Origin of the sequence: Curtobacterium sp. PhB191 (genome assembly GCF_004346515.1) — a bacterium.
Classification (GTDB): Bacteria; Actinomycetota; Actinomycetes; order Actinomycetales; family Microbacteriaceae; genus Curtobacterium.
In genome coordinates this window covers 64,993-82,569 of record NZ_SMBV01000006.1, presented here as the reverse complement: position 1 = coordinate 82,569, position 17,577 = coordinate 64,993, and the positions used below count along the sequence as shown (strand labels likewise).

Genomic DNA, 17,577 nt, shown 5'->3' with positions numbered 1-17,577 from the left:
GCGGATGCCGCGACGGATCAGCGGATACCGCGCATGAGCTTCAGGACCGGCTTGGCCAGGACGAGCAGGACCACGCCGACCGCGACGGCGACGAGACCGAGCACGGCGAAGTACGGCGCCTCGTTCGCCGGGTCGTAGTACTGCGACAGCACCCCGGTGACGGCGGTGCCGAGCGACACGGACAGGAAGAACAGCGCGACCATCTGCGTCTGGAACTTCGGCGGCGCGAGCTTCGTGGCGACGGACTGCCCGACGGGTGACAGCAGCAGCTCGGCGAGCGTGAAGACGAGCAGGATGCCGACCAGGGCGAGCAGCGGCGTGCCGTTCTGGCCCGAGCCGACGAAGGGCAGGAACAGCAGGAACGCGACGCCCATGATGCCGGTGCCCAGGCCGAACTTCGTCGGGGTCGACGGCTGGCGGTCGCCGAGCTTGGTCCAGAGCGCCGCGAAGACCCCGGACAGCACGATGATGAAGACCGGGTTGATCGACTGCACCCACGAGACCGGCATCTCCCACCCGAAGAGCGAGCGGTTCAGTCGCTCGTCGGAGTACACCGTGACGACGGTGAACTGCTGCTGGTAGAGCGACCAGAACACGGCGCTGCCGATGAAGAGCGGGATGAACGCGAACACCCGCGAGCGCTCCTGCGCCGTGATGCCGCTCGTCAGGATGACGACGAAGTACCCGATCGCCGCGAGGATCACGATCGCGACGACCACGGTGGGCAGGTTGCCGACGTTCAGCAGCCCGGTCAGGACGGCGACCGCGATCACGACCAGGGCGACGACGACCCCGACGCCGATCAGCGGCAAGCGTCGGCGATCGACCGGGTTCGTGACGTGGCGGACTGTGTCGGGCAGGTTCTTCCGACGGATGGCGTACTGGACCAGGCCGGCTGCCATGCCGACGGCGGCGAGCCCGAAGCCGTAGTGGAAGCCGAGCGAGCTCTGCAGCAGCCCGGTCAGGAGCGGCCCGAAGAACGCACCGAGGTTGACGCCGAGGTAGTACAGCGAGAACCCGGCGTCACGGCGGGGGTCTTCGCGGCTGTAGAGCCCACCGACGATCGTCGTGGCGGTCGCCTTGAGTCCGCCGGACCCGAGCGCGATGAGCACGAGCCCGACGCCCACGCCGGCCACCCCGGGGATGAGCGCCAGGGCGATGTGGCCGAGCATGACGACGATCGCGCTGCCGAACAGTGTGCGGTCGGCACCGAGCAGCCGGTCGGCGATCCACGCGCCGATGATCGTGAACAGGTACACGGCGCCGCCGTACGCGCCCATGATCCCGGTCGCGATGCCCTTGTCGATCCCCAGGCCGCCCTGCGTGACCGTGTAGTACATGTAGATCAGGACGATGCCCTGCATGCCGTAGAACGAGAAGCGCTCCCAGAGCTCCACCGCGAAGGGCGTCGACAGCTCGAACGGCTGTCCGAAGAAGGTGCGTTTGGGCTTGGGATCGTGTCCCGTGGTGGAGCCTGACATGTCGGCCAGTCTGCCCCGCGGGCCGGTGGCGCGCCCAATCGTTGATGGGTGCTCATCAAATCGATCGACGCGTGCAGTTGGAGGGTTCCCACCATCGTGGTCGGTCCGTGCCGGGCAGCGTTGTGCGGCCCGCACGGCGTTCCGCCGGCTCCCGGCGGTGGTGTCTAGCGTGGGGAGCGCAACACCGGACACCGCAGTTCAGGAGGACTCCGACCATGGTCGACACCGCATCCGCGCAGCACACCGGCACGCCCACGGCGAAGCACGACGCCGGCGTGGACCCGGGCACGAACGCCAGCGAAGAATCGGGCGAGAACACGAGCAAGCACACGAGCGACAACGCGGGCAAGCCCACCGACATCCGCATCGACGTCGACATGGTCGAGACCCTCCTGCTCGGCCGCTGGGCCGAGGACCGCCGGATCTCCCGCCGCCTCGTGCTCGACCCCGCACTGCACAAGACCGAGGGACTCGGCACCATCGAGCACCGTGCCCGCGCGTTCGAGCAGCTGCAGATCCTGGTCGACGCCGGAGCCATCCAGCGCCCGTACCCGCCCGAGCTCGGCGGTCAGGACAACCACGGCGGCAACCTGGCGGCGTTCGAGGAGATCACCACCGCCGACCCGTCGTTGCAGATCAAGGCCGGCGTGCAGTGGGGCCTGTTCGGCTCCGCGGTGCACCACCTCGGGACCGCACGGAACCACGAGGAGTTCCTGCCCGGCATCATCGGGTTCGACGTTCCCGGCTGCTTCGCCATGACCGAGACCGGCCACGGTTCGGACGTGCAGAACATCGCCACGTCGGCCACGTACGACCCCGCCACGCAGGAGTTCGTCGTGCACACGCCGTTCCGCGGGGCGTGGAAGGACTACATCGGCAACGCGGCCCTGCACGGCAAGGCGGCCGTCGTCTTCGCGAAGCTCGTCACCCAGGGCGTCGACCACGGCGTGCACGCGTTCTACGTGCCGCTCCGTGACGACGACGGCGCGTTCCTGCCGGGCGTCGGCGGCGAGGACGACGGCGTCAAGGGCGGCCTGAACGGCATCGACAACGGCCGGCTGCACTTCGACCACGTCCGCGTCCCCCGCACGAACCTGCTGAACCGCTACGGCGACGTCGCCGAGGACGGCACCTACAGCTCGCCGATCGACTCGCCCGGACGCCGCTTCTTCACGATGCTCGGCACCCTGGTGCAGGGCCGCGTGTCGCTCGACGGTGCCGCGGTCGTCGCCCAGAAGATCGGGCTGCAGATCGCGCTGACGTACGCGATGCAGCGCCGGCAGTTCCCGACGGCGGGCGGTGTCGAGGGCGTCCTGCTCGACTACGGCCGGCACCAGCGCCGGCTCATCCCCCGTCTGGCGACGGTGTTCGCGCAGTCGTTCGCGCACGAGCAGCTGCTCCGCACCTTCGACGACGTGTTCAGCGGGCGTGCCGACACCCCGGAGCGCCGCGAGGACCTGGAGACCCAGGCCGCCGCGTTCAAGTCACTGTCGACGTGGTCCGCGCTCGACACCCTGCAGGAGTGCCGCGAGGCCTGCGGCGGCGCCGGCTTCCTCGCCGAGAACCGCCTGACGAGCCTGCGCGCCGACCTCGACGTCTACGTGACGTTCGAGGGCGACAACACCGTCCTGCTGCAGCTCGTCGGCAAGCGTTTGCTCACCGACTTCCGGAAGCGCGCGCCGCGCGACGCCGCGTCGACCGCCAAGTTCGTCGCGTCGCAGGTGGGCGCGAAGCTCGCGGACGCCTCGGGCCTCCGCCGGCTGGGCCAGACCGTCGCCGACCGCGGGTCGCTCGCCGCGAGCGTCACGGACCTGCACGACCCCGCCACGCAGCGCGCGCTGCTCGCCGGCCGCGTGGACACCATGGTCACCGAGATCGGGCTCCGGCTGAACACCGCCGGCAAGGACCGCGCCCGACAGGCCGTGCTCCTGAACCGGTCGCAGCACGAGCTGATCGAGGCTGCGCGCGCCCACGCGGAACTCATGCAGTGGGACGCCTTCACCGAGGGGCTCGACGCGGTCCCCGAGGGCGACACCCGCCGGGTCCTCGTGTGGCTGCGCGACCTGTTCGCGCTGGGACTGCTCGAGCAGCACCTCGACTGGTACCTGGTGCACGGCCGCCTGAGCGCGCAGCGTGCCCGTGCGGTGTCGGCGTCGATCGACCGGCTCGTGGCGCGGCTCCGTCCGGTGGTCCCGCAGCTCATCGAGACCTTCGGCTACGAGCCCGGCCACGTGCGGGCACCGATCGCGCTCGGCGAGGAGCAGGCGCGCCAGGACGAGGCCCGTGCGTGGTTCGCCGCCGAGGCGGCAGCCGGACGACTCCCCGAACAGGAGAAGAAGCCCCGCGCGTAGCCGCCCGGCCCGCGCCCCGCCAGCGTCATCGCGCCCCGAAGAGTCGGGGCGCTATGCCCGCCACGGGGCGCGCTCGCCGACGACGGTGCGACAACGACCGCGCCCGGCCCGGACTACGCCCGGTCGGCCCCGCCGCGGTCGCCGAGCGCGGCACGCAGCCGCGCCTCGGCGTCGTCACCGGAGGCACCGGTCGCGCCGGCAGCCGCAGCGGCCTCGGCGTTCGCCTCGGCGACCGCCCGCACGACCTCTTCACGCTGGATCTTCACCCCGCGTGGTGCGTCGATGCCGATCCGGACGCCGTCGCCCCGGGCGTCGAGGACCGTGATGACGATGTCGTCACCGACGAGGATCCGCTCGCCGACCTTCCGCGTGAGTACCAGCACCCGCTCAGCCTAGCGACAGGACGGGGACCCCCAGCAGGTCGACGGACTCCGGCGTGGCGGTCTCCGCCGCGCCGATCGCGACGACACCGGCCACCGGCAGCCGTGCGGCGACTGCGGACACCATGGCCGCGGTGTCCTCGGGCTTCCGTCCGACGTCGACGACGACCCAGACCTGGTCGGCCTCGATCCCTTCGCCGGTCGCCCGGTCGTCCCACGCGGCGACGGCGAGCACCGCGTGGCCGTCGCGCACGCCGTCGGCGCGGGCGAGGATGGCGGACCGCCGGTCCGCGGCGTCCGTCGGCCGCAGCGCGTGCCGGACGGCGAACAGCCCGGCCGCCGCGTCGACGTCGTTCGCCCGGCCGACCAGCAGGACCAGGTCACCGTCAGCAGACCGCACTGCCGGGACAGCAGACCGCACGGCAGGCGCCGTGGGCCGGGCCGCGCGCCGGCCGGGCGCGACGTCGGGGACGGTGGCCGGGCCTCCTGGCAGGGTGTCGGTGACGGCCTGGAGGCGCGGGTCGACGTCCGCAGGCCCGTCCGCTCCGGGCAGGGCGCGCGTCGGGCGCGGGGCGCTCCCCGTGATCCCGTCCGCCACGAAGCCGTCGAGCACCGACGCGAACGCGTCGGCACGCGTCGCCTGGGTGCCGTCACCGCGCGCGATGCGGGCCTCGGCGGCGTCGGCGTCGGCGAGCAGCGCCGCGATGCCGATCCGCTGGACGGGTGAGTCGGCGATCACGACGCGTGCGGTCGGGGTCTCCCCCGGTTCCGGCACCTCGACGGTCGCCTCGACGTGCGCCTTGCGGAACAGCCCGCCGATGCCCGGCGTGGTGACCCGCTCGGCGGCGACGATCCGTGCACCCGCGCCGAACTCGGTCCGGACGGCGTCGCGGACCTCGTCGAGCGTCGCGCCGTTACGCTGCAATCGGGTCGGCGGCACGGACCACTCCCACGGTCTCGATGGTGGAGCCCGCGGCGGTGGCCTCCTGGTACGACAGCACCGGGAGCCCGTTCGACTGGGCGGCGACCATGCGGTGCACGGCCGGGCGGAGCTGCGGGGCGCAGACCAGGACGGCGGACAGGCCCTGGTCCTCGATGCTGCGCACGGCATCGCGGACGGAGCCCAGGACCTGCTCGATGCGGTGGGCGTCGAGGACGATCTGGCTGCCCTGCTCGGACGGTCGCAGGCCCTCGAGCATCGACTGCTCGAGCAGCGGGTCGATCATGATGACGCGCAGGGTTCCCTGGTCGGTGTAGCGGGCGGCGAGGGCGGGGCCGAGTGCGGCGCGGGCGGCCTCGACCAGGCCCTCGGGGTCGGTGGAGGCCTTGGCGCGCAGGGTCAGCGCCTCGCAGATCCGCCCGAGGTCGTTGATCGGCACGCGTTCGGCGAGCAGGCCCTGCAGCACGCGCTGGAGTTCGGCCATCGAGAGCATGCCCGGCACGAGTTCCTCGACCGCGGCGGGGTTGACCTGCTTGACGCCCTCGGTCAGGACCTTGACGTCCTCGCGGGTGAGCAGGCGGGCGGCGTTGTCGCCGATGACGGCCTGCAGGTGCGTGACGAGCACGGACACCCGGTCGATCACGGTGGCGCCGGTCATCTCGGCGGCGTGCCGGAGTTCGGCGGGCACCCACTTGCCGGTCAGGCCGAACACGGGCTCGACCGTCGAGGTGCCCGGCAGCCCGTCCAGGTGGTCGCCGAGCGCCAGGACGCTGCGGGCCGGGGCGGTGCCGCGGCCGGCCTCGACGCCGGCGATCCGGATGGCGTAGGTCGACGGCGGCAGGTCGATGCTGTCGCGGGTGCGGACCGGCGGCACGACGATGCCCATGTCGACCGCGATCTTGCGACGGAGGGCACGGACCCGGCCGAGCAGGTCGTCGGAGGCGCCGGACACCATGTCGACCAGGTCGGGCGCCAGCAGGATCTCGAGGGCGTGCACGCGCATCTGCTCGATGAGGTCCTCGGGGGTGTCGCCGGAGGGCGCGGCGGCTTCGAGGGCCTGCTGCTCGGCGGCGGCCGACTCGGCGTTCGCGGCGTTCCGGCCGATGCGCCACGCGGTGAACAGCAGGGTCGCACCGACGAGCAGGAAGGGCAGGATCGGCATGCCGGGGATGAACCCCATCGCGATGGCGGCGACGCCGGCGATCATCAGGGCGTTGCGCGACTGCGAGAGCTGGGTGGCGGCCGAGGCACCCATCTCGGACTCCGCGCCGGAGCGCGTGACGATCATGCCGGTGGAGACCGCCATGAGCAGGGCCGGGATCTGCGTGACGAGGCCGTCGCCGATCGTCAGGATGCCGTACTTCGACAGGGCGTCGGTGGCGGACAGCCCGTTCTGCAGCATGCCGATCGCGATGCCGCCGATCAGGTTGATGATGATGATCAGGATGCCGGCGATCGCGTCGCCCTTGACGAACTTCGAGGCGCCGTCCATCGCGCCGTAGAAGTCCGCCTCGGCGGAGACCGCGGCGCGGCGGTCCTTCGCCTGCTGGTCGGTGATGAGCCCCGCGTTCAGGTCGGCGTCGATCGCCATCTGCTTGCCGGGCATGGCGTCGAGGGTGAACCGTGCCCCGACCTCGGCGACGCGCTCGGCACCCTTCGTCACGACGACGAACTGGATGACGATGAGGATCAGGAAGATCACCGCGCCGATGATGATCGACCCGGACACGGCGACGTGGCCGAACGCCTGGATGACGTCGCCGGCGAAGCCCTCGCCGAGCACGAGCCGGGTCGACGCCACGTTCAGGCCGAGGCGGAACAGTGTTGCGACGAGCAGCAGCGACGGGAACACCGAGAAGTCGAGCGGCTTCTTCACGAACAGCGTCGTGAGCAGGATCACCAGCGCCAGCAGGATGTTGATGATGATCAGGAAGTCGAGCAGGAACGACGGCACCGGCAGGATCAGCAGCAGGATGATGCCGACGATGAACACCGGGACGACGAGCTTCGGCAGGTCCTTGCGGTTCATGCGGGGAGTCCTTCGGTCGGGGTCTCGGCGATGCGCGGTGCGCGGAGTTTGCGGGGGCGGAGGTCACCGGTCAGCGTGGCCGGGTCGATGACGCTCGCCACCTCGTCGGGCGTGGTCGGCCTCGGCGGTGCGTGGGTGCCGGCAGCGGCGCCGCGGGCCTTCAGAGCCATCACGAACGACAGCACCCGGGCGACCGGCGTGTACAGGTCGACGGGGATCTCGTGCCCGAGCTCGCACGCGGCGTGCAGCGCTCGGGTGAGCGGGACGTCGCGCACGATCGGCACACGGTCCTCCTCCGCCCGGGCACGGATGACGTCGGCGACGGGCCCGGCGCCCTTCGCGACCACCCGCGGTGCGGCCTTGCCCGGCTCGTACTTGAGCGCGACGGCGTAGTGGGTCGGGTTCGTCATGACGACGTCCGCGGTGCCGACCGCCTGGATCATCCGGTTGCGGCTCATCGCGAGCTGGCGGGAGCGGCGCTGACCCTTGACGAGCGGGTCGCCGTCGCTCTTCTTCTGCTCGTCCTTGACCTCGCGCTTGGTCATCATGGTGCGCTTGCGGTTGCGCCGGATGACCACGAGCACGTCGATCGCGGCGAGGACGAGCCCGGCGGCGATCGCGGCGCGGAGCAGGGTGCCCGCGCCGTCCGCTGCTGCCTCGAGCACGGCGGACAACGGCAGCGAGCCGCTGGTCATGAGCACGGGCATCAGGCCCTGCACGGCGAACCAGAGCACGAGGCCGACGACGGTGGTCTTCAGCAGCGCCTTCGCCCCGTTCCAGAGCGCCTGGACGCCGAACACGCGCTTGAGGCCCGCGATGGGGTCGAAGTGCGACGCCTCGGGCGCGAGCTTGCGGATGTGCACCCCGCCCTGCGCGACGGCGGCCGCGGTGACGGCGACGAGCACCACCGCGAGCATCGGGCCGAGGGTCGCGCCGACGCTGGCCATCGCGTCGCCGAACACGTGGTTCATGGTGCCGATCGTCGGGTTCGCGATGACGGACTGCACGGCGACGAGCTGTGCCGTACCGGCGGCCGCCGCGTTGCCGATCATCGACGGCACCATGAGGGCGACGACGGCGATGCCGATCCACGCACCGAGGTCCTGGGACCGGCCGAGCTGGCCCTTCCGGTGGACCTCCTGCATGCGCTTCTGGGTGGCCTTCTCGGACTTCTCACCACTGTCGGACACGGCGCCTCACCCCCGTCCCGTGATCGCCTGGACGGCTTCACCGGTCAGCGACGACACCACCGAGGGCAGGGCCATGAAGAGCGCTCCGGCGAACAGGACGGTCAGCCCGATCTTGATCGGGAACCCCATCTGGAACGCGTTGAGGGCCGGTGCGACACGGGTGAGCAGGCCGAGGCCGACGTCCGCCAGGAACAGCACGACCACCAGGGGGCCGGCGATCTGCAGCGTCGCCAGGAACATCTGCGACATCGCCGCCACGAGCAGGTGGGCCAGACCGTCGACCGCGAAGCTGCCGGTGAGCGGCACGGCATCGAAGGAGCGCACGAGCCCACCGACGATGAGCTGGTACCCGCCCGAGGTGAACAGGAGCGCGAGCGCCGCCATCTGGAACAGCCGGGTGAACTGGGCGCCGTTGACCTGCGACTGCGGGTCGAACGCCTGCGCGAGCGTGAACCCGCCGAACAGGTCGATGAGCGCACCGGCGGACTGCACCGCGGCGAACACCAGGAACACCAGGAAGCCGAGCGACAACCCGACGACGAGCTGGGTGAGCAGCGCGAGCAGGAAGGGCCCGGTGTCGAGCGACTCGTAGCCGACGGCGACGCGGGGGGCGACGCCGATCGCCAGGCCGAGCCCGAGGATCACCTTCACGGTGCCGGGGAACGCCCGGTACGAGAACGGCGGCGCGATGACGAAGAACGCGACGAGCCGGACGCCGGCGAGCATGGTCGCCTCCAGACGGTCGGCGTTGATCGCGAGCTCCATCAGCCGCTGCCGAGGAGCTTCGGGATCATGTCGAAGGCGACGTGCGTGAACGCCACCATCTCCGAGATCATCCAGTTGCCGCAGACGACCAGGGCGATCGCGACGGCGACCGCCTTCGGCACGAACGAGAGCGTGACCTCCTGGATCTGGGTCACGGACTGGAACAGCGAGATCGCGAACCCTACGACGAGCGACGTGACGAGCACCGGAGCGGCGAGCTTGCCCGCGACCAGGAGCGCCTGGAGGACCAGGTCGATGACGGCCTGCTGGTTCATGCGTGCCCCCTAGACAACGTGGTAGCTCTCGATGAGCGACGTGATGATGAGGCCCCAGCCGTCGACCAGGACGAAGAGCAGGATCTTGAAGGGCAGCGAGATCATGACCGGCGGGAGCATCATCATGCCCATCGACATGAGTGCCGCCGAGACGACGAGGTCGATCACCAGGAACGGGATGAAGATGACGAACCCGATGATGAACGCGCTGCGGAGCTCCGAGATGATGAACGCCGGGATGACGGTCGTCATCGGCACGTCGGCCATCGACTTCGGGTTGTCGAGCCCTGCGGCGCGGGTGATCAGGGCGAGGTCCTCGTCGCGGGTCTGGTGCAGCATGAAGGTCCGGAGCGGCTTCGTGCCGATCTCGACGGCCTGGTTGAAGTCGAGGTGGCCGGCCAGGTAGGGCTGCAGGGCGTCGTCGTTGATGTGCCCGAGCACCGGCGCCATCACGAACAGCGACAGGAACAGCGCCAGGCCCGCGATCACCTGGTTCGGCGGGATCGACTGCAGGCCCAGGGCGTTCCGGGTCATCGCGAGGACGACGAAGATCTTCGTGAACGACGTCATCATGAGCATGAGCGCCGGGGCGACGCTGAGCAGCGTGATGCCGATGAGCGTCACGACGGCCGACGACGGGGTGCCGTCCGGGCCGTTCACGCTGACGCTGAAGTCGCCGTTCGCGGGAGCGGTCGGCGTCGCGGGGGCGGTCGGTTCGACGACGCCGGCGGCGTGGGCACCGGTCGCGGTGAGCATGAGGAAGCCGGCGACGACCGCCAGCCCGAGCAGGACGAGGGCGGCGGTGCGTCCGGTGCGGACCGCGGTCACCCGGCGCGCCGGTTCCGCAGGGCGGCGGCCGCCTGCCGCCAGGTGTCGACCGACAGGATCGAGCCCTGGAGCTGCTGCGCGGTCGGCACCGTGGTGCGCTGCGGACGACGGTTGCGCGGGCGCATCGGCAGCGGCGTCGCCGCGTCGGCCGGGAGGCTCTCGGTTGCGTCCGTCTGCAGTGTCAGTTCCTGACCGAACGCGTCGGCCGACGGGGCGGGACGCACGGGCAGCTGCACGGGTCCGGTCACGATGGTGAGCTCCGGAGCGGGCGCCTGCCCGCTCGTGAGCAGGCTGACGCCCTGCTCCGACACCCCGAGCACCAGGCGCTCCCCCTCGACGTCCACCACCACGACGCTCGCCTTGCCGCCGAGGCCCTGGCGACCGACGACCTCGACGGTCGCCGCACGGCGCCCGGAGGTCTTGCCCGCGAAGCGCTTCTTGCTGGCACGGTGCAGCACCCACATGAGGGCGAGCACGACGCCGAGCGACAGCGCGACGCGGAGCGTGATGAGGAGGGTGTCCACGCGGGGCTCAGAGGGATTCGGCGACGTCGAGGATGCGGGTGATCCGGACGGCGTAGTCCTGGTCGACGACGACGACCTCGCCGTGCGCGATGAGGCGACCGTTCAGCAGGACGTCGGCGGGCGCACCGGCGCTGCGGTCGAGTTCGACGACCGCGCCGGGCTCCATGCCGAGCACGTCGCGGACCGACATGCGGGTGCGGCCGATCTCCACGGTCAGGGTCATCTCGACGTTGTTGATGCGGCCGAGGTTGCCGGCGGGCACCCCGACGGGTGCGGCGGCCGAGACCGTGCCGTGCTCGCGCACCCGGATGCCGAACCAGCCGCTCGGGACACCACCGGCGGTCAGCTCGAACACCACCGTGTCGGGGTCGGCCAGCAGCGCGGCCGCCGACTCGCGGCTCGCCTCACCGAGGACCCCGACGCCGAGCACGGACGCGGCGGCCTCGAGCGACGGACGCAGCACGTCGGTGACGGCCACGATCCCGTGGTCGGTACCGCCGGCAGCGATGACGGCCTCGAGGTCGGTGAGCACGAGGGCCAGATCGGCCGACAGGCCGCCGACGAACGACGCGACCACGGCGTCGGTCGCCGCTTCGAGCACGACCGGGGTCGCGCCTCCCGGCAGCAGCAGCGCACCCAGCGGGACGGCCGTCGGCAGCTGCGCCGCGAGCGACTCGGCCGCGGTGGTCTGGAGGGTGGTCGTTTCGGTCATCAGTGCTGCTCCGTGCTCGTGGTGGTGACGACGATGCCGGCGAGGCGCGAGCCGTTCGCGCCGACCGCGGCGGTGCCGACGGGTTCACCGTCGACCGCGATGGTGAGGGGGCGGTGCTGCGGGTGCGGCAGCGGCAGGACGTCGCCGACCGCGAGCCGGAGCACCTGCGTGGGCAGGACCGTCGCCGGGGCGAAGCGCAGGCTGACGCCGACGGGGACGCCCGCGAGCTGCGCGTCGAGCAGGGCCTGGGCGTCAGCGGGCGACACGTGGGCGGCGGCCTCACCGAGCTGCGGCAGCACGGCCTCGGCCGGCAACGCGAGCGTGCCGGGGGCGACGCGGTCGCCGACGCGGATCGAGAACGCCGCGACGATCATCAGGTCGCCCTTCTGGGCGGCCTGGGCGAACTGCGAGTTGAACTGGAAGCCACCAGCCGTGACGTCGTGCGCGAGCAACCCGCCGAACGAGTAGCGGAGGTCGTCGAGGGCGTCCTCGACGATCTTGCGCACGAGGGCCTGCTCGATGGGCGTGAAGGTGCGCTCCGGGGTCGGCAGCGGCTTCGAGGCGCCGAGCGCGTGCGAGACCCAGGTCAGCGCGGCGTCGAGCGGGACCTGCAGGACGCCCTTCGGGGCGACGTCCGCGATCGGCAGCAGCACCATGCCGGTGACCGCGGGCAGCGAGGCGGCGTACTCGTCGTACGTCACCATCTGCACCTGCTCGCAGGTGACCTGGCTCACGGCGCGCACCTTCGCGGTGAGCTGCGTGCCCCACTGCCGCGCGAAGGTCTCGAACGCGAGCTCGAGGACCCGGGCGTGCTCGCGGGCGAGCGTCGACGGGCGCGCGAAGTCGTACACCTCGGGCGCTGGCAGGGTCTCGGTCACGGGTGCGTCTATCGGTCGCCTGTGCGGCACCCGTCAGTGCTGTACCCCGTACTGGGGATGCGGGGTCTCCAGCCCCGTCGATCGTGCGTCAGCCCTGGCGTGCTCCGTCCTGCGCCTTCGCCAGTGCCGGCATCAGCGCGCTGACGTCCTGGTCGGCGTTCGACAGGACCACGATGTCGACCCGTCGGTTCAGGGCGAGGTCCTGGTCGGTCCCGCCCTTCGCGAGCGGCCGGCTCGACCCGAAGCCGACGCTCTGCACGTGGTCGCCCGGCATCCCGCCACGCTCGACCAGGTCGCGCAGCACCCCCGTCGCCCGGGCCGCGCTGAGCTCCCAGTTGGTGGCGTACGGTGCCGTCGAGTTCCGCTGGTCGGCGTGCCCCTCGACGCTGACGTCGTGGTGGCTCGTCTTCAGGACCGGTGCGATCGCGTCCATGATCGACTTCGCCTGCTCGGACAGGTCCGCGCTGTTCGTGCCGAAGTAGGTCTCACTGCCGACGAGGCGGACGATCAGGCCGCGGGCGTCGACGGTGAACTGCACGTTCGCGGTCTGGCCGGCCTTCGCGAGGTTCTGCTTGATCGCCTGCTCGATCGCGGTGAGGTCGTCGAGCTCCTTCTGGGCGTCGGCGAGGTCCTGCTTCGTCGCGGTCACCGGCACGACGGTCGACGCGGGGTCGACGTTGGTGTCCTTCGTGCCGGACGACGCCGTCGAGTGGTCGGCCTGCGACTTGTCGGTGGAGTACCCGGAACCGTCCTCCACCTGGTCCTTCGTCACCACCGTGCCGCTGGCGGTGTCGACCTTCTGCGACTTCACCTCGCCGAAGCCGGTCGCCAGGGAGTTCTTCAGGGCGATGTACTTCTCCTGGTCGACCGTCGACATGGCGAACAGCACCAGGAACATGCACATCAGCACCGTGATCATGTCCATGTACGACGCCATCCAGCGCTCGTCGGGGTGCTCGGCCTCGTCGTGGCCCTTCTTCGCACGACCGCGGCCACGGCCACGGGGGTTGGCGCTCATCGTCAGGCCGCCAGCTGTTGGTCGTCGGCGTCGGCGTCTTGCTTGTTCTTGCCGGCCTTGCCCTTCGAGGTGTCGGTGCGCGCTGCCGGCGGCACCATCGCCTTGAGGCGTTCACCGAGCAGGCGGGGCTGGCTGCCGGCCTGGACCGCGAGCAGCCCCTCCATCAGGAGCGTCTGGCGGTCCGACTCGAGCTGTGCGAGCTTCCGGAGCTTGCCGCCGATCGGCAGCCACATGAAGTTCGCGGTGAGCAGGCCCCACAGGGTCGCGACGAACGCGCTCGCGATGAGGGGACCGAGCTCGTCGGGCTTGCCGAGGTTCGCGAGCACGTGGGTCAGGGACACGACGGTGCCGATGATGCCGACCGTCGGGGCGAAGCCGCCGAGTCCCATGAAGAACGCACTCGCACTGCGCGTGGGGGCCGCGTTCGACTCGATCTCGTCCTCGAGCAGGATCCGCAGCTCGTCGCCGTCGGTGCCGTCCGCGATGTTCTGCAGCGCCTTCTTCATGAACGGGTCGTCGTGCTTGTCGGCCTCCTGCTCGAGGGCGAGCAGACCGTTCGACCGAGCCGTCTCCGCCAGGCCCACGACGTCATCGATGACCGACTGCGGCGGCGTGACCTTGCCGGTGAACGCCTTCGGGACGGCCTTGAAGCTCGCGATGGCGTCCTTCAGCGTGGTGCTCGCGATGCCGCAGCCGATGGTCGCACCGAACACGAGCAGCATCGGCGCGGGCAGGAACAGCCCGGCGAGCTCGACGTGCTCCATCTCGACCATGCCGAACAGGGCGCCGAAGGCGAGCAGGATCCCGATGATCGTCGCGATGTCCACGTCAGCGTCCCCCGTCCTGCGTGCGGAGGGGGGCGACCGCGGCGAGCGTCGGCTGGGGGCCGGTGGCGTTCCGCGCGGTCGGCAGGTCGGTGCCGTAGGCCATGCCGACGATGCGGGCGCGGTACGCGGCGATCAGGTCGATGACGTCGGCCATGGACTCGCGGACGATGTACTTCGCCCCGTCGACCATGATGAGCGTCGTGTCCGGCGTCTCGTGGATGCGCTCCACGAGGTCGGGGTTGACAGCGAATGCGCTGCCGTTGAGTCGTGTGACGACGATCATGGCCCGTCCTGGTTCTCGATCGTCCCGCCGCCGTCCGTGGGGCGGGATGCTGCCCGTCCGTGGGCCTGCACGGAGGTCTATCGGCGGGTGGGGCCGGGGCGTTAGCAGCGGTCTGGCGGCGGCTCGGCTGATCCGCACGGATCCGGTGCATCCGATCGGGGTCCACGGCAGGTAGTGGGGGTACGACGTCGATGACGACGCCGTCCGCTCCGGCCCGGACCGGCCCGAAGGAGAACGCCATGCGCAAGACACTCGTCACCGGCCTGAGCGCCGGTGTGCTGTTCGCGGCCGCCGCGGTCGTACTGCCCGCCACCGCCGCGACCGCCGCCACCGGTGAGGCGACACTCTCGGTCCTCCACGCCGTCCCGGACGTCACCGTGGACGTGTACCTCGACGGGAAGCGGGCGATCGACGACTTCACTCCCGGCACCCTCGCCGGTCCGATGATGGTGCCGGCAGGTGCACACCAACTCGCCATCACCGCCTCGGACGCCGCCGACGCGTCGAAGCCGATCATCGGACCGGCGGACGTCTCGTTCGACGCGGGCGGCAACTACACCGCGGTCGCACACGACGCGGCGGACGGATCACCGACCGCCACGGTGTTCACCAACGACACCTCCGCCGTGCCCGCCGGCCAGGGGCGTCTCGTCGTCCGGCACGTCGCGGCCGCACCCGCGGTCGACGTCCTCGCCGGCGGGAAGGCCGTCGTCACGAACCTGTCGAACCCGGACGAGCAGGCACTGGAACTGGCGGCCGGCACGGTCTCGGCGACCGTCGCCGCGACCGGGACGACCGACCCCGTGATCGGCCCGGCAGACGTCGCGGTCACGGCCGGCGCCGACACCATCGTGTACGCGTGGGGCAGCCTGGACGACTCGAACCTCGCGCTCGCCACGCAGACGATCTCGGACCTCGGTGGCACGCCGAACGGTGTCCCCGCCGGCAACGCGGGTCTGGTGGCCACGAACGGTCAGGACTCCCTGCCGCTCGTCGGTGGTGCTGCAGCGGCCCTGGCCGCAGCCGCCGCGATCGGTGCCGTGCTGCTCCGTCGACGCACCGCAGCGGCCCGCCGCTGAACGTGCGGTTCCCAGTGCGGTCCGTCACGGTGACGGCCATCGTCGTCGCCGTGGCGGTCGCATCCCTGACCGGGTGCTCGTCGGCCGGATACGCCCCCGACGGGCAGCCGCCCGCCCTGCCGACGAGCACCCCCACTCCGGTCCCGACGGCGTTCTCGACCGCGGTGCCGCAGCAGGCAGCCACCATCCCCCCGGTCCGGCGCGCACCGGCTCCGACCGGCATCGTCGTCGACCACGACGGCATCAGCGCCCCCGTCCAGCCCGAGGGCGTCGACGGCAGCGGGGCGATGGGCCTCCCGCCCGACCCCGCGACCGCCGGGTGGTACCGGTTCGGCCCAGCGCCGTCGTCACCGGAGGGCACCGTCGTGCTCGCCGCCCACGTCGACGCCGTCGGGTACGGTATCGGACCCTTCGCCCGGCTCCGGGACGTCCCCCGCGGGACGACGGTCACCCTCACCGACGCTGCCGGTGCCGACACCCGGTGGCGGATCGACTCCGTCAGCACGCTCGAGAAGCAGGGCCTCCCCTGGGGAGACGTGTTCCGCGACGACGGACCGCGCCGACTCCTCCTGGTCACGTGCGGCGGCCGGTTCGACACGAGCACCGGACACTACGAGAGCAACCTCGTCGTCACCGCGGCACCGATCTGACCGAGGCGACCGACGGCCGCTTACGATCAGGTCGTGGTCGACGACGACCGCACCAGCGACAGGAAGACGTGACGACCATCCTCCCGGACGACGGCGAACTCTCCGACGCGTTCAGCGCCGGGGGCGAGCGCGCCCTGCGCGCCGTCTACGAACGCTGGTCGTCGCTCGTGTACTCCTTGGCCCTGCGGGCGCTGTCGGACCCGGCAGCCGCGGAGGACGTCACGCAGCAGGTCTTCGTGAAGGCCTGGCAGCGGAGCGCCAGCTACGACCCTGCCAGGGGTCCGCTCGGCGCCTGGCTGGTCGGCATCACCCGCAACTGCATCGTCGACGCCCTGAACGATCGCCGTCGGCACGCCAGCGCAGCCGACCCCGAAGTCGTCGAAGCGACGACGCCCGCACCGGAACCGGCGTTCGACCTGGCGGAGCGCGCACTGGTCGCGGGCGAGCTCGACCGACTCGACGAGACACCGAGACGAGTGATGCGACTGGCGTTCTACGACGACCTCAGCCATCGTGAGATCGCCGAACGGCTCGACCTGCCGCTGGGCACCGTGAAGAGCCACATCCACCGGAGTCTGGCTCGGCTCCGAACACGTCTGGAGGTGATCGAATGAAGCACGTCGACGACGAGACCCTGGCGATGCTCGCGGTCTCCGACCAGGTGGCTGAGGACGACGTCGCCGAACACCTGGCGTCCTGCGCCCGGTGCCGCGACGAGGTCGCCGTGCTGCAGCGGGTCGCCGCCGTCACGCGGGCGTCCGACGACCTCGAGCTCATCGCGCCACCGGACCACGTGTGGGACCGGATCGCGGCCGAGATCGCGCAGACGCCGCAGCAGGTGACCGCCCCCGTCGACCCGCGGTCCCACGTCGTGTCCCGTCGACCCCGGTCGGCCACGCGTCTTCGTCGTCTCGTGACGGTCCTGATCGCGGGTGCCGGCGTCCTCGCGGTCGTCCTGGGCATCGGCGTGGCGACCGGCGTCGTCCCCGGGTTGCCCCGTGGGGGCACCGAGACCGTCCTCGCGAACACCGAACTCGCGGCGCTCCCCGGCTGGTCCGGCACGTCCGGTACCGCCGAACTCGAACGCGACCGGGACGGGCGGGTGACGCTCGTGGTCGACCTGCACGGTGAACGCGGTCGATCCGGTACCGGTCCGCTCCGCGAGGTCTGGATGATGCGGTCCGACCTCGCCGGCCTGGTGAGCGTCGGCTACCTGGACGGCGACCGCGGCACCTTCACCGTGCCCGCCGACCTGGACACCGCGCGGTTCCCCGTGGTCGACGTCTCCGCCGAAGCGGACGACGGCGACCCGGCGCACTCCGGCGACTCGATCGTGCGCGGGACGCTGACCGATCCCTGAGCGTCTT

Annotated in this window: 19 protein-coding genes; 5 read left to right on the top strand and 14 right to left on the bottom strand. The window is 71.4% G+C overall.

Annotation, left to right across the window (positions count from 1 at the left end):
* Positions 1-17: 17 nt before the first annotated feature.
* On the bottom strand, positions 18-1,481 hold the full coding sequence (locus tag EDF48_RS11160; RefSeq protein WP_131880003.1) for a peptide MFS transporter: 1,464 nt from the start codon (positions 1,479-1,481) through the stop codon (positions 18-20).
* Positions 1,482-1,858: 377 nt separating this feature from the next.
* Here EDF48_RS11160 and EDF48_RS11155 point away from each other — a divergent pair, with 377 nt between their 5' ends.
* The gene (locus EDF48_RS11155; RefSeq protein ID WP_228505749.1) at positions 1,859-3,832 is read left to right on the top strand and encodes an acyl-CoA dehydrogenase; all 1,974 of its coding nucleotides are present in this window, start codon (positions 1,859-1,861) and stop codon (positions 3,830-3,832) included.
* A gap of 113 nt (positions 3,833-3,945) precedes the next feature.
* Here the strand turns inward: EDF48_RS11155 and csrA are convergent, their stop codons facing one another.
* The 13 genes from csrA to EDF48_RS11090 form a co-directional block, all read right to left on the bottom strand.
* The gene (gene csrA / locus EDF48_RS11150) at positions 3,946-4,215 is read right to left on the bottom strand and encodes a carbon storage regulator CsrA (RefSeq protein ID WP_111084126.1); all 270 of its coding nucleotides are present in this window, start codon (positions 4,213-4,215) and stop codon (positions 3,946-3,948) included.
* Between the two features lie 4 nt (positions 4,216-4,219).
* Positions 4,220-5,152 carry a hypothetical protein gene (locus tag EDF48_RS11145; RefSeq protein WP_131879999.1) on the bottom strand — a complete coding sequence of 311 codons (933 nt, stop codon included), beginning with the start codon at positions 5,150-5,152 and terminating at the stop codon, positions 4,220-4,222.
* A complete protein-coding gene (locus EDF48_RS11140) occupies positions 5,127-7,181 on the bottom strand; it encodes a flagellar biosynthesis protein FlhA (protein WP_123292762.1) in 2,055 nt (684 codons plus the stop codon). Before EDF48_RS11140 ends, EDF48_RS11145 begins: the two co-directional genes overlap by 26 nt.
* Positions 7,178-8,371 carry an EscU/YscU/HrcU family type III secretion system export apparatus switch protein gene (locus EDF48_RS11135; RefSeq protein ID WP_123292761.1) on the bottom strand — a complete coding sequence of 398 codons (1,194 nt, stop codon included), beginning with the start codon at positions 8,369-8,371 and terminating at the stop codon, positions 7,178-7,180. Before EDF48_RS11135 ends, EDF48_RS11140 begins: the two co-directional genes overlap by 4 nt.
* A 6-nt stretch (positions 8,372-8,377) precedes the next feature.
* Positions 8,378-9,136, bottom strand: coding sequence for a flagellar biosynthetic protein FliR (locus tag EDF48_RS11130; RefSeq protein ID WP_131879997.1), 759 nt, complete (start codon positions 9,134-9,136; stop codon positions 8,378-8,380).
* Positions 9,136-9,411, bottom strand: a complete 276-nt coding sequence (fliQ, locus tag EDF48_RS11125; protein WP_111084131.1) for a flagellar biosynthesis protein FliQ — start codon at positions 9,409-9,411, stop codon at positions 9,136-9,138. Before fliQ ends, EDF48_RS11130 begins: the two co-directional genes overlap by 1 nt.
* 9 nt (positions 9,412-9,420) lie before the next feature.
* A complete protein-coding gene (fliP, locus tag EDF48_RS11120; protein ID WP_243698096.1) occupies positions 9,421-10,167 on the bottom strand; it encodes a flagellar type III secretion system pore protein FliP in 747 nt (248 codons plus the stop codon).
* 68 nt (positions 10,168-10,235) lie between these two features.
* Positions 10,236-10,763, bottom strand: coding sequence for a flagellar biosynthetic protein FliO (locus tag EDF48_RS11115; protein WP_123938086.1), 528 nt, complete (start codon positions 10,761-10,763; stop codon positions 10,236-10,238).
* Between the two features lie 7 nt (positions 10,764-10,770).
* Positions 10,771-11,475 (bottom strand): flagellar motor switch protein FliN, encoded by a 705-nt coding sequence (gene fliN, locus EDF48_RS11110; protein ID WP_123292757.1) that lies wholly within the window; start codon positions 11,473-11,475, stop codon positions 10,771-10,773.
* Positions 11,475-12,353, bottom strand: coding sequence for a flagellar motor switch protein FliM (locus EDF48_RS11105; RefSeq protein ID WP_131879993.1), 879 nt, complete (start codon positions 12,351-12,353; stop codon positions 11,475-11,477). The genes fliN and EDF48_RS11105 overlap by 1 nt, the downstream gene beginning before the upstream one ends.
* 88 nt (positions 12,354-12,441) lie before the next feature.
* Positions 12,442-13,371 carry a flagellar motor protein MotB gene (locus EDF48_RS11100; protein WP_131879991.1) on the bottom strand — a complete coding sequence of 310 codons (930 nt, stop codon included), beginning with the start codon at positions 13,369-13,371 and terminating at the stop codon, positions 12,442-12,444.
* Between the two features lie 2 nt (positions 13,372-13,373).
* Entirely contained in the window at positions 13,374-14,198 is an 825-nt protein-coding gene (locus tag EDF48_RS11095) for a MotA/TolQ/ExbB proton channel family protein (RefSeq protein WP_131879989.1), read from the bottom strand.
* A gap of 1 nt (position 14,199) precedes the next feature.
* Positions 14,200-14,481, bottom strand: a complete 282-nt coding sequence (locus EDF48_RS11090; RefSeq protein ID WP_131879987.1) for a flagellar FlbD family protein — start codon at positions 14,479-14,481, stop codon at positions 14,200-14,202.
* Between the two features lie 239 nt (positions 14,482-14,720).
* On the opposite strand from EDF48_RS11090, the gene EDF48_RS11085 reads away from it, so the two are divergent.
* The 4 genes from EDF48_RS11085 (at position 14,721) to EDF48_RS11070 (ending at position 17,570) form a co-directional block, all read left to right on the top strand.
* On the top strand, positions 14,721-15,560 hold the full coding sequence (locus EDF48_RS11085; RefSeq protein ID WP_131879985.1) for a DUF4397 domain-containing protein: 840 nt from the start codon (positions 14,721-14,723) through the stop codon (positions 15,558-15,560).
* A 50-nt stretch (positions 15,561-15,610) separates the two neighbouring features.
* The gene (locus EDF48_RS11080) at positions 15,611-16,210 is read left to right on the top strand and encodes a class F sortase (protein ID WP_131879983.1); all 600 of its coding nucleotides are present in this window, start codon (positions 15,611-15,613) and stop codon (positions 16,208-16,210) included.
* 68 nt (positions 16,211-16,278) lie between these two features.
* Entirely contained in the window at positions 16,279-16,824 is a 546-nt protein-coding gene (locus EDF48_RS11075; RefSeq protein WP_131879981.1) for a sigma-70 family RNA polymerase sigma factor, read from the top strand.
* Positions 16,821-17,570: an anti-sigma factor gene (locus EDF48_RS11070; RefSeq protein WP_131879979.1), complete on the top strand. Its 750-nt coding sequence runs from the start codon at positions 16,821-16,823 to the stop codon at positions 17,568-17,570. Before EDF48_RS11075 ends, EDF48_RS11070 begins: the two co-directional genes overlap by 4 nt.
* The last annotated feature ends 7 nt before the right edge of the window (positions 17,571-17,577 follow it).

Excerpts from the sequence above, each read along its gene's own strand:
- fliP (WP_243698096.1), bottom strand. The coding sequence starts at position 10,167 with ATGCTCACCGCGACCGGTGCCCACGCCGCCGGCGTCGTCGAACCGACC.
- EDF48_RS11070 (WP_131879979.1), top strand. The coding sequence starts at position 16,821 with ATGAAGCACGTCGACGACGAGACCCTGGCGATGCTCGCGGTCTCCGAC.
- fliQ (WP_111084131.1), bottom strand. The coding sequence starts at position 9,411 with ATGAACCAGCAGGCCGTCATCGACCTGGTCCTCCAGGCGCTCCTGGTC.
- EDF48_RS11085 (WP_131879985.1), top strand. The coding sequence starts at position 14,721 with ATGCGCAAGACACTCGTCACCGGCCTGAGCGCCGGTGTGCTGTTCGCG.
- EDF48_RS11160 (WP_131880003.1), bottom strand. The coding sequence starts at position 1,481 with ATGTCAGGCTCCACCACGGGACACGATCCCAAGCCCAAACGCACCTTC.
- EDF48_RS11100 (WP_131879991.1), bottom strand. The coding sequence starts at position 13,371 with ATGAGCGCCAACCCCCGTGGCCGTGGCCGCGGTCGTGCGAAGAAGGGC.
- fliN (WP_123292757.1), bottom strand. The coding sequence starts at position 11,475 with ATGACCGAAACGACCACCCTCCAGACCACCGCGGCCGAGTCGCTCGCG.
- EDF48_RS11140 (WP_123292762.1), bottom strand. The coding sequence starts at position 7,181 with ATGAACCGCAAGGACCTGCCGAAGCTCGTCGTCCCGGTGTTCATCGTC.
- EDF48_RS11130 (WP_131879997.1), bottom strand. The coding sequence starts at position 9,136 with ATGGAGCTCGCGATCAACGCCGACCGTCTGGAGGCGACCATGCTCGCC.
- EDF48_RS11090 (WP_131879987.1), bottom strand. The coding sequence starts at position 14,481 with ATGATCGTCGTCACACGACTCAACGGCAGCGCATTCGCTGTCAACCCC.
- EDF48_RS11155 (WP_228505749.1), top strand. The coding sequence starts at position 1,859 with ATGGTCGAGACCCTCCTGCTCGGCCGCTGGGCCGAGGACCGCCGGATC.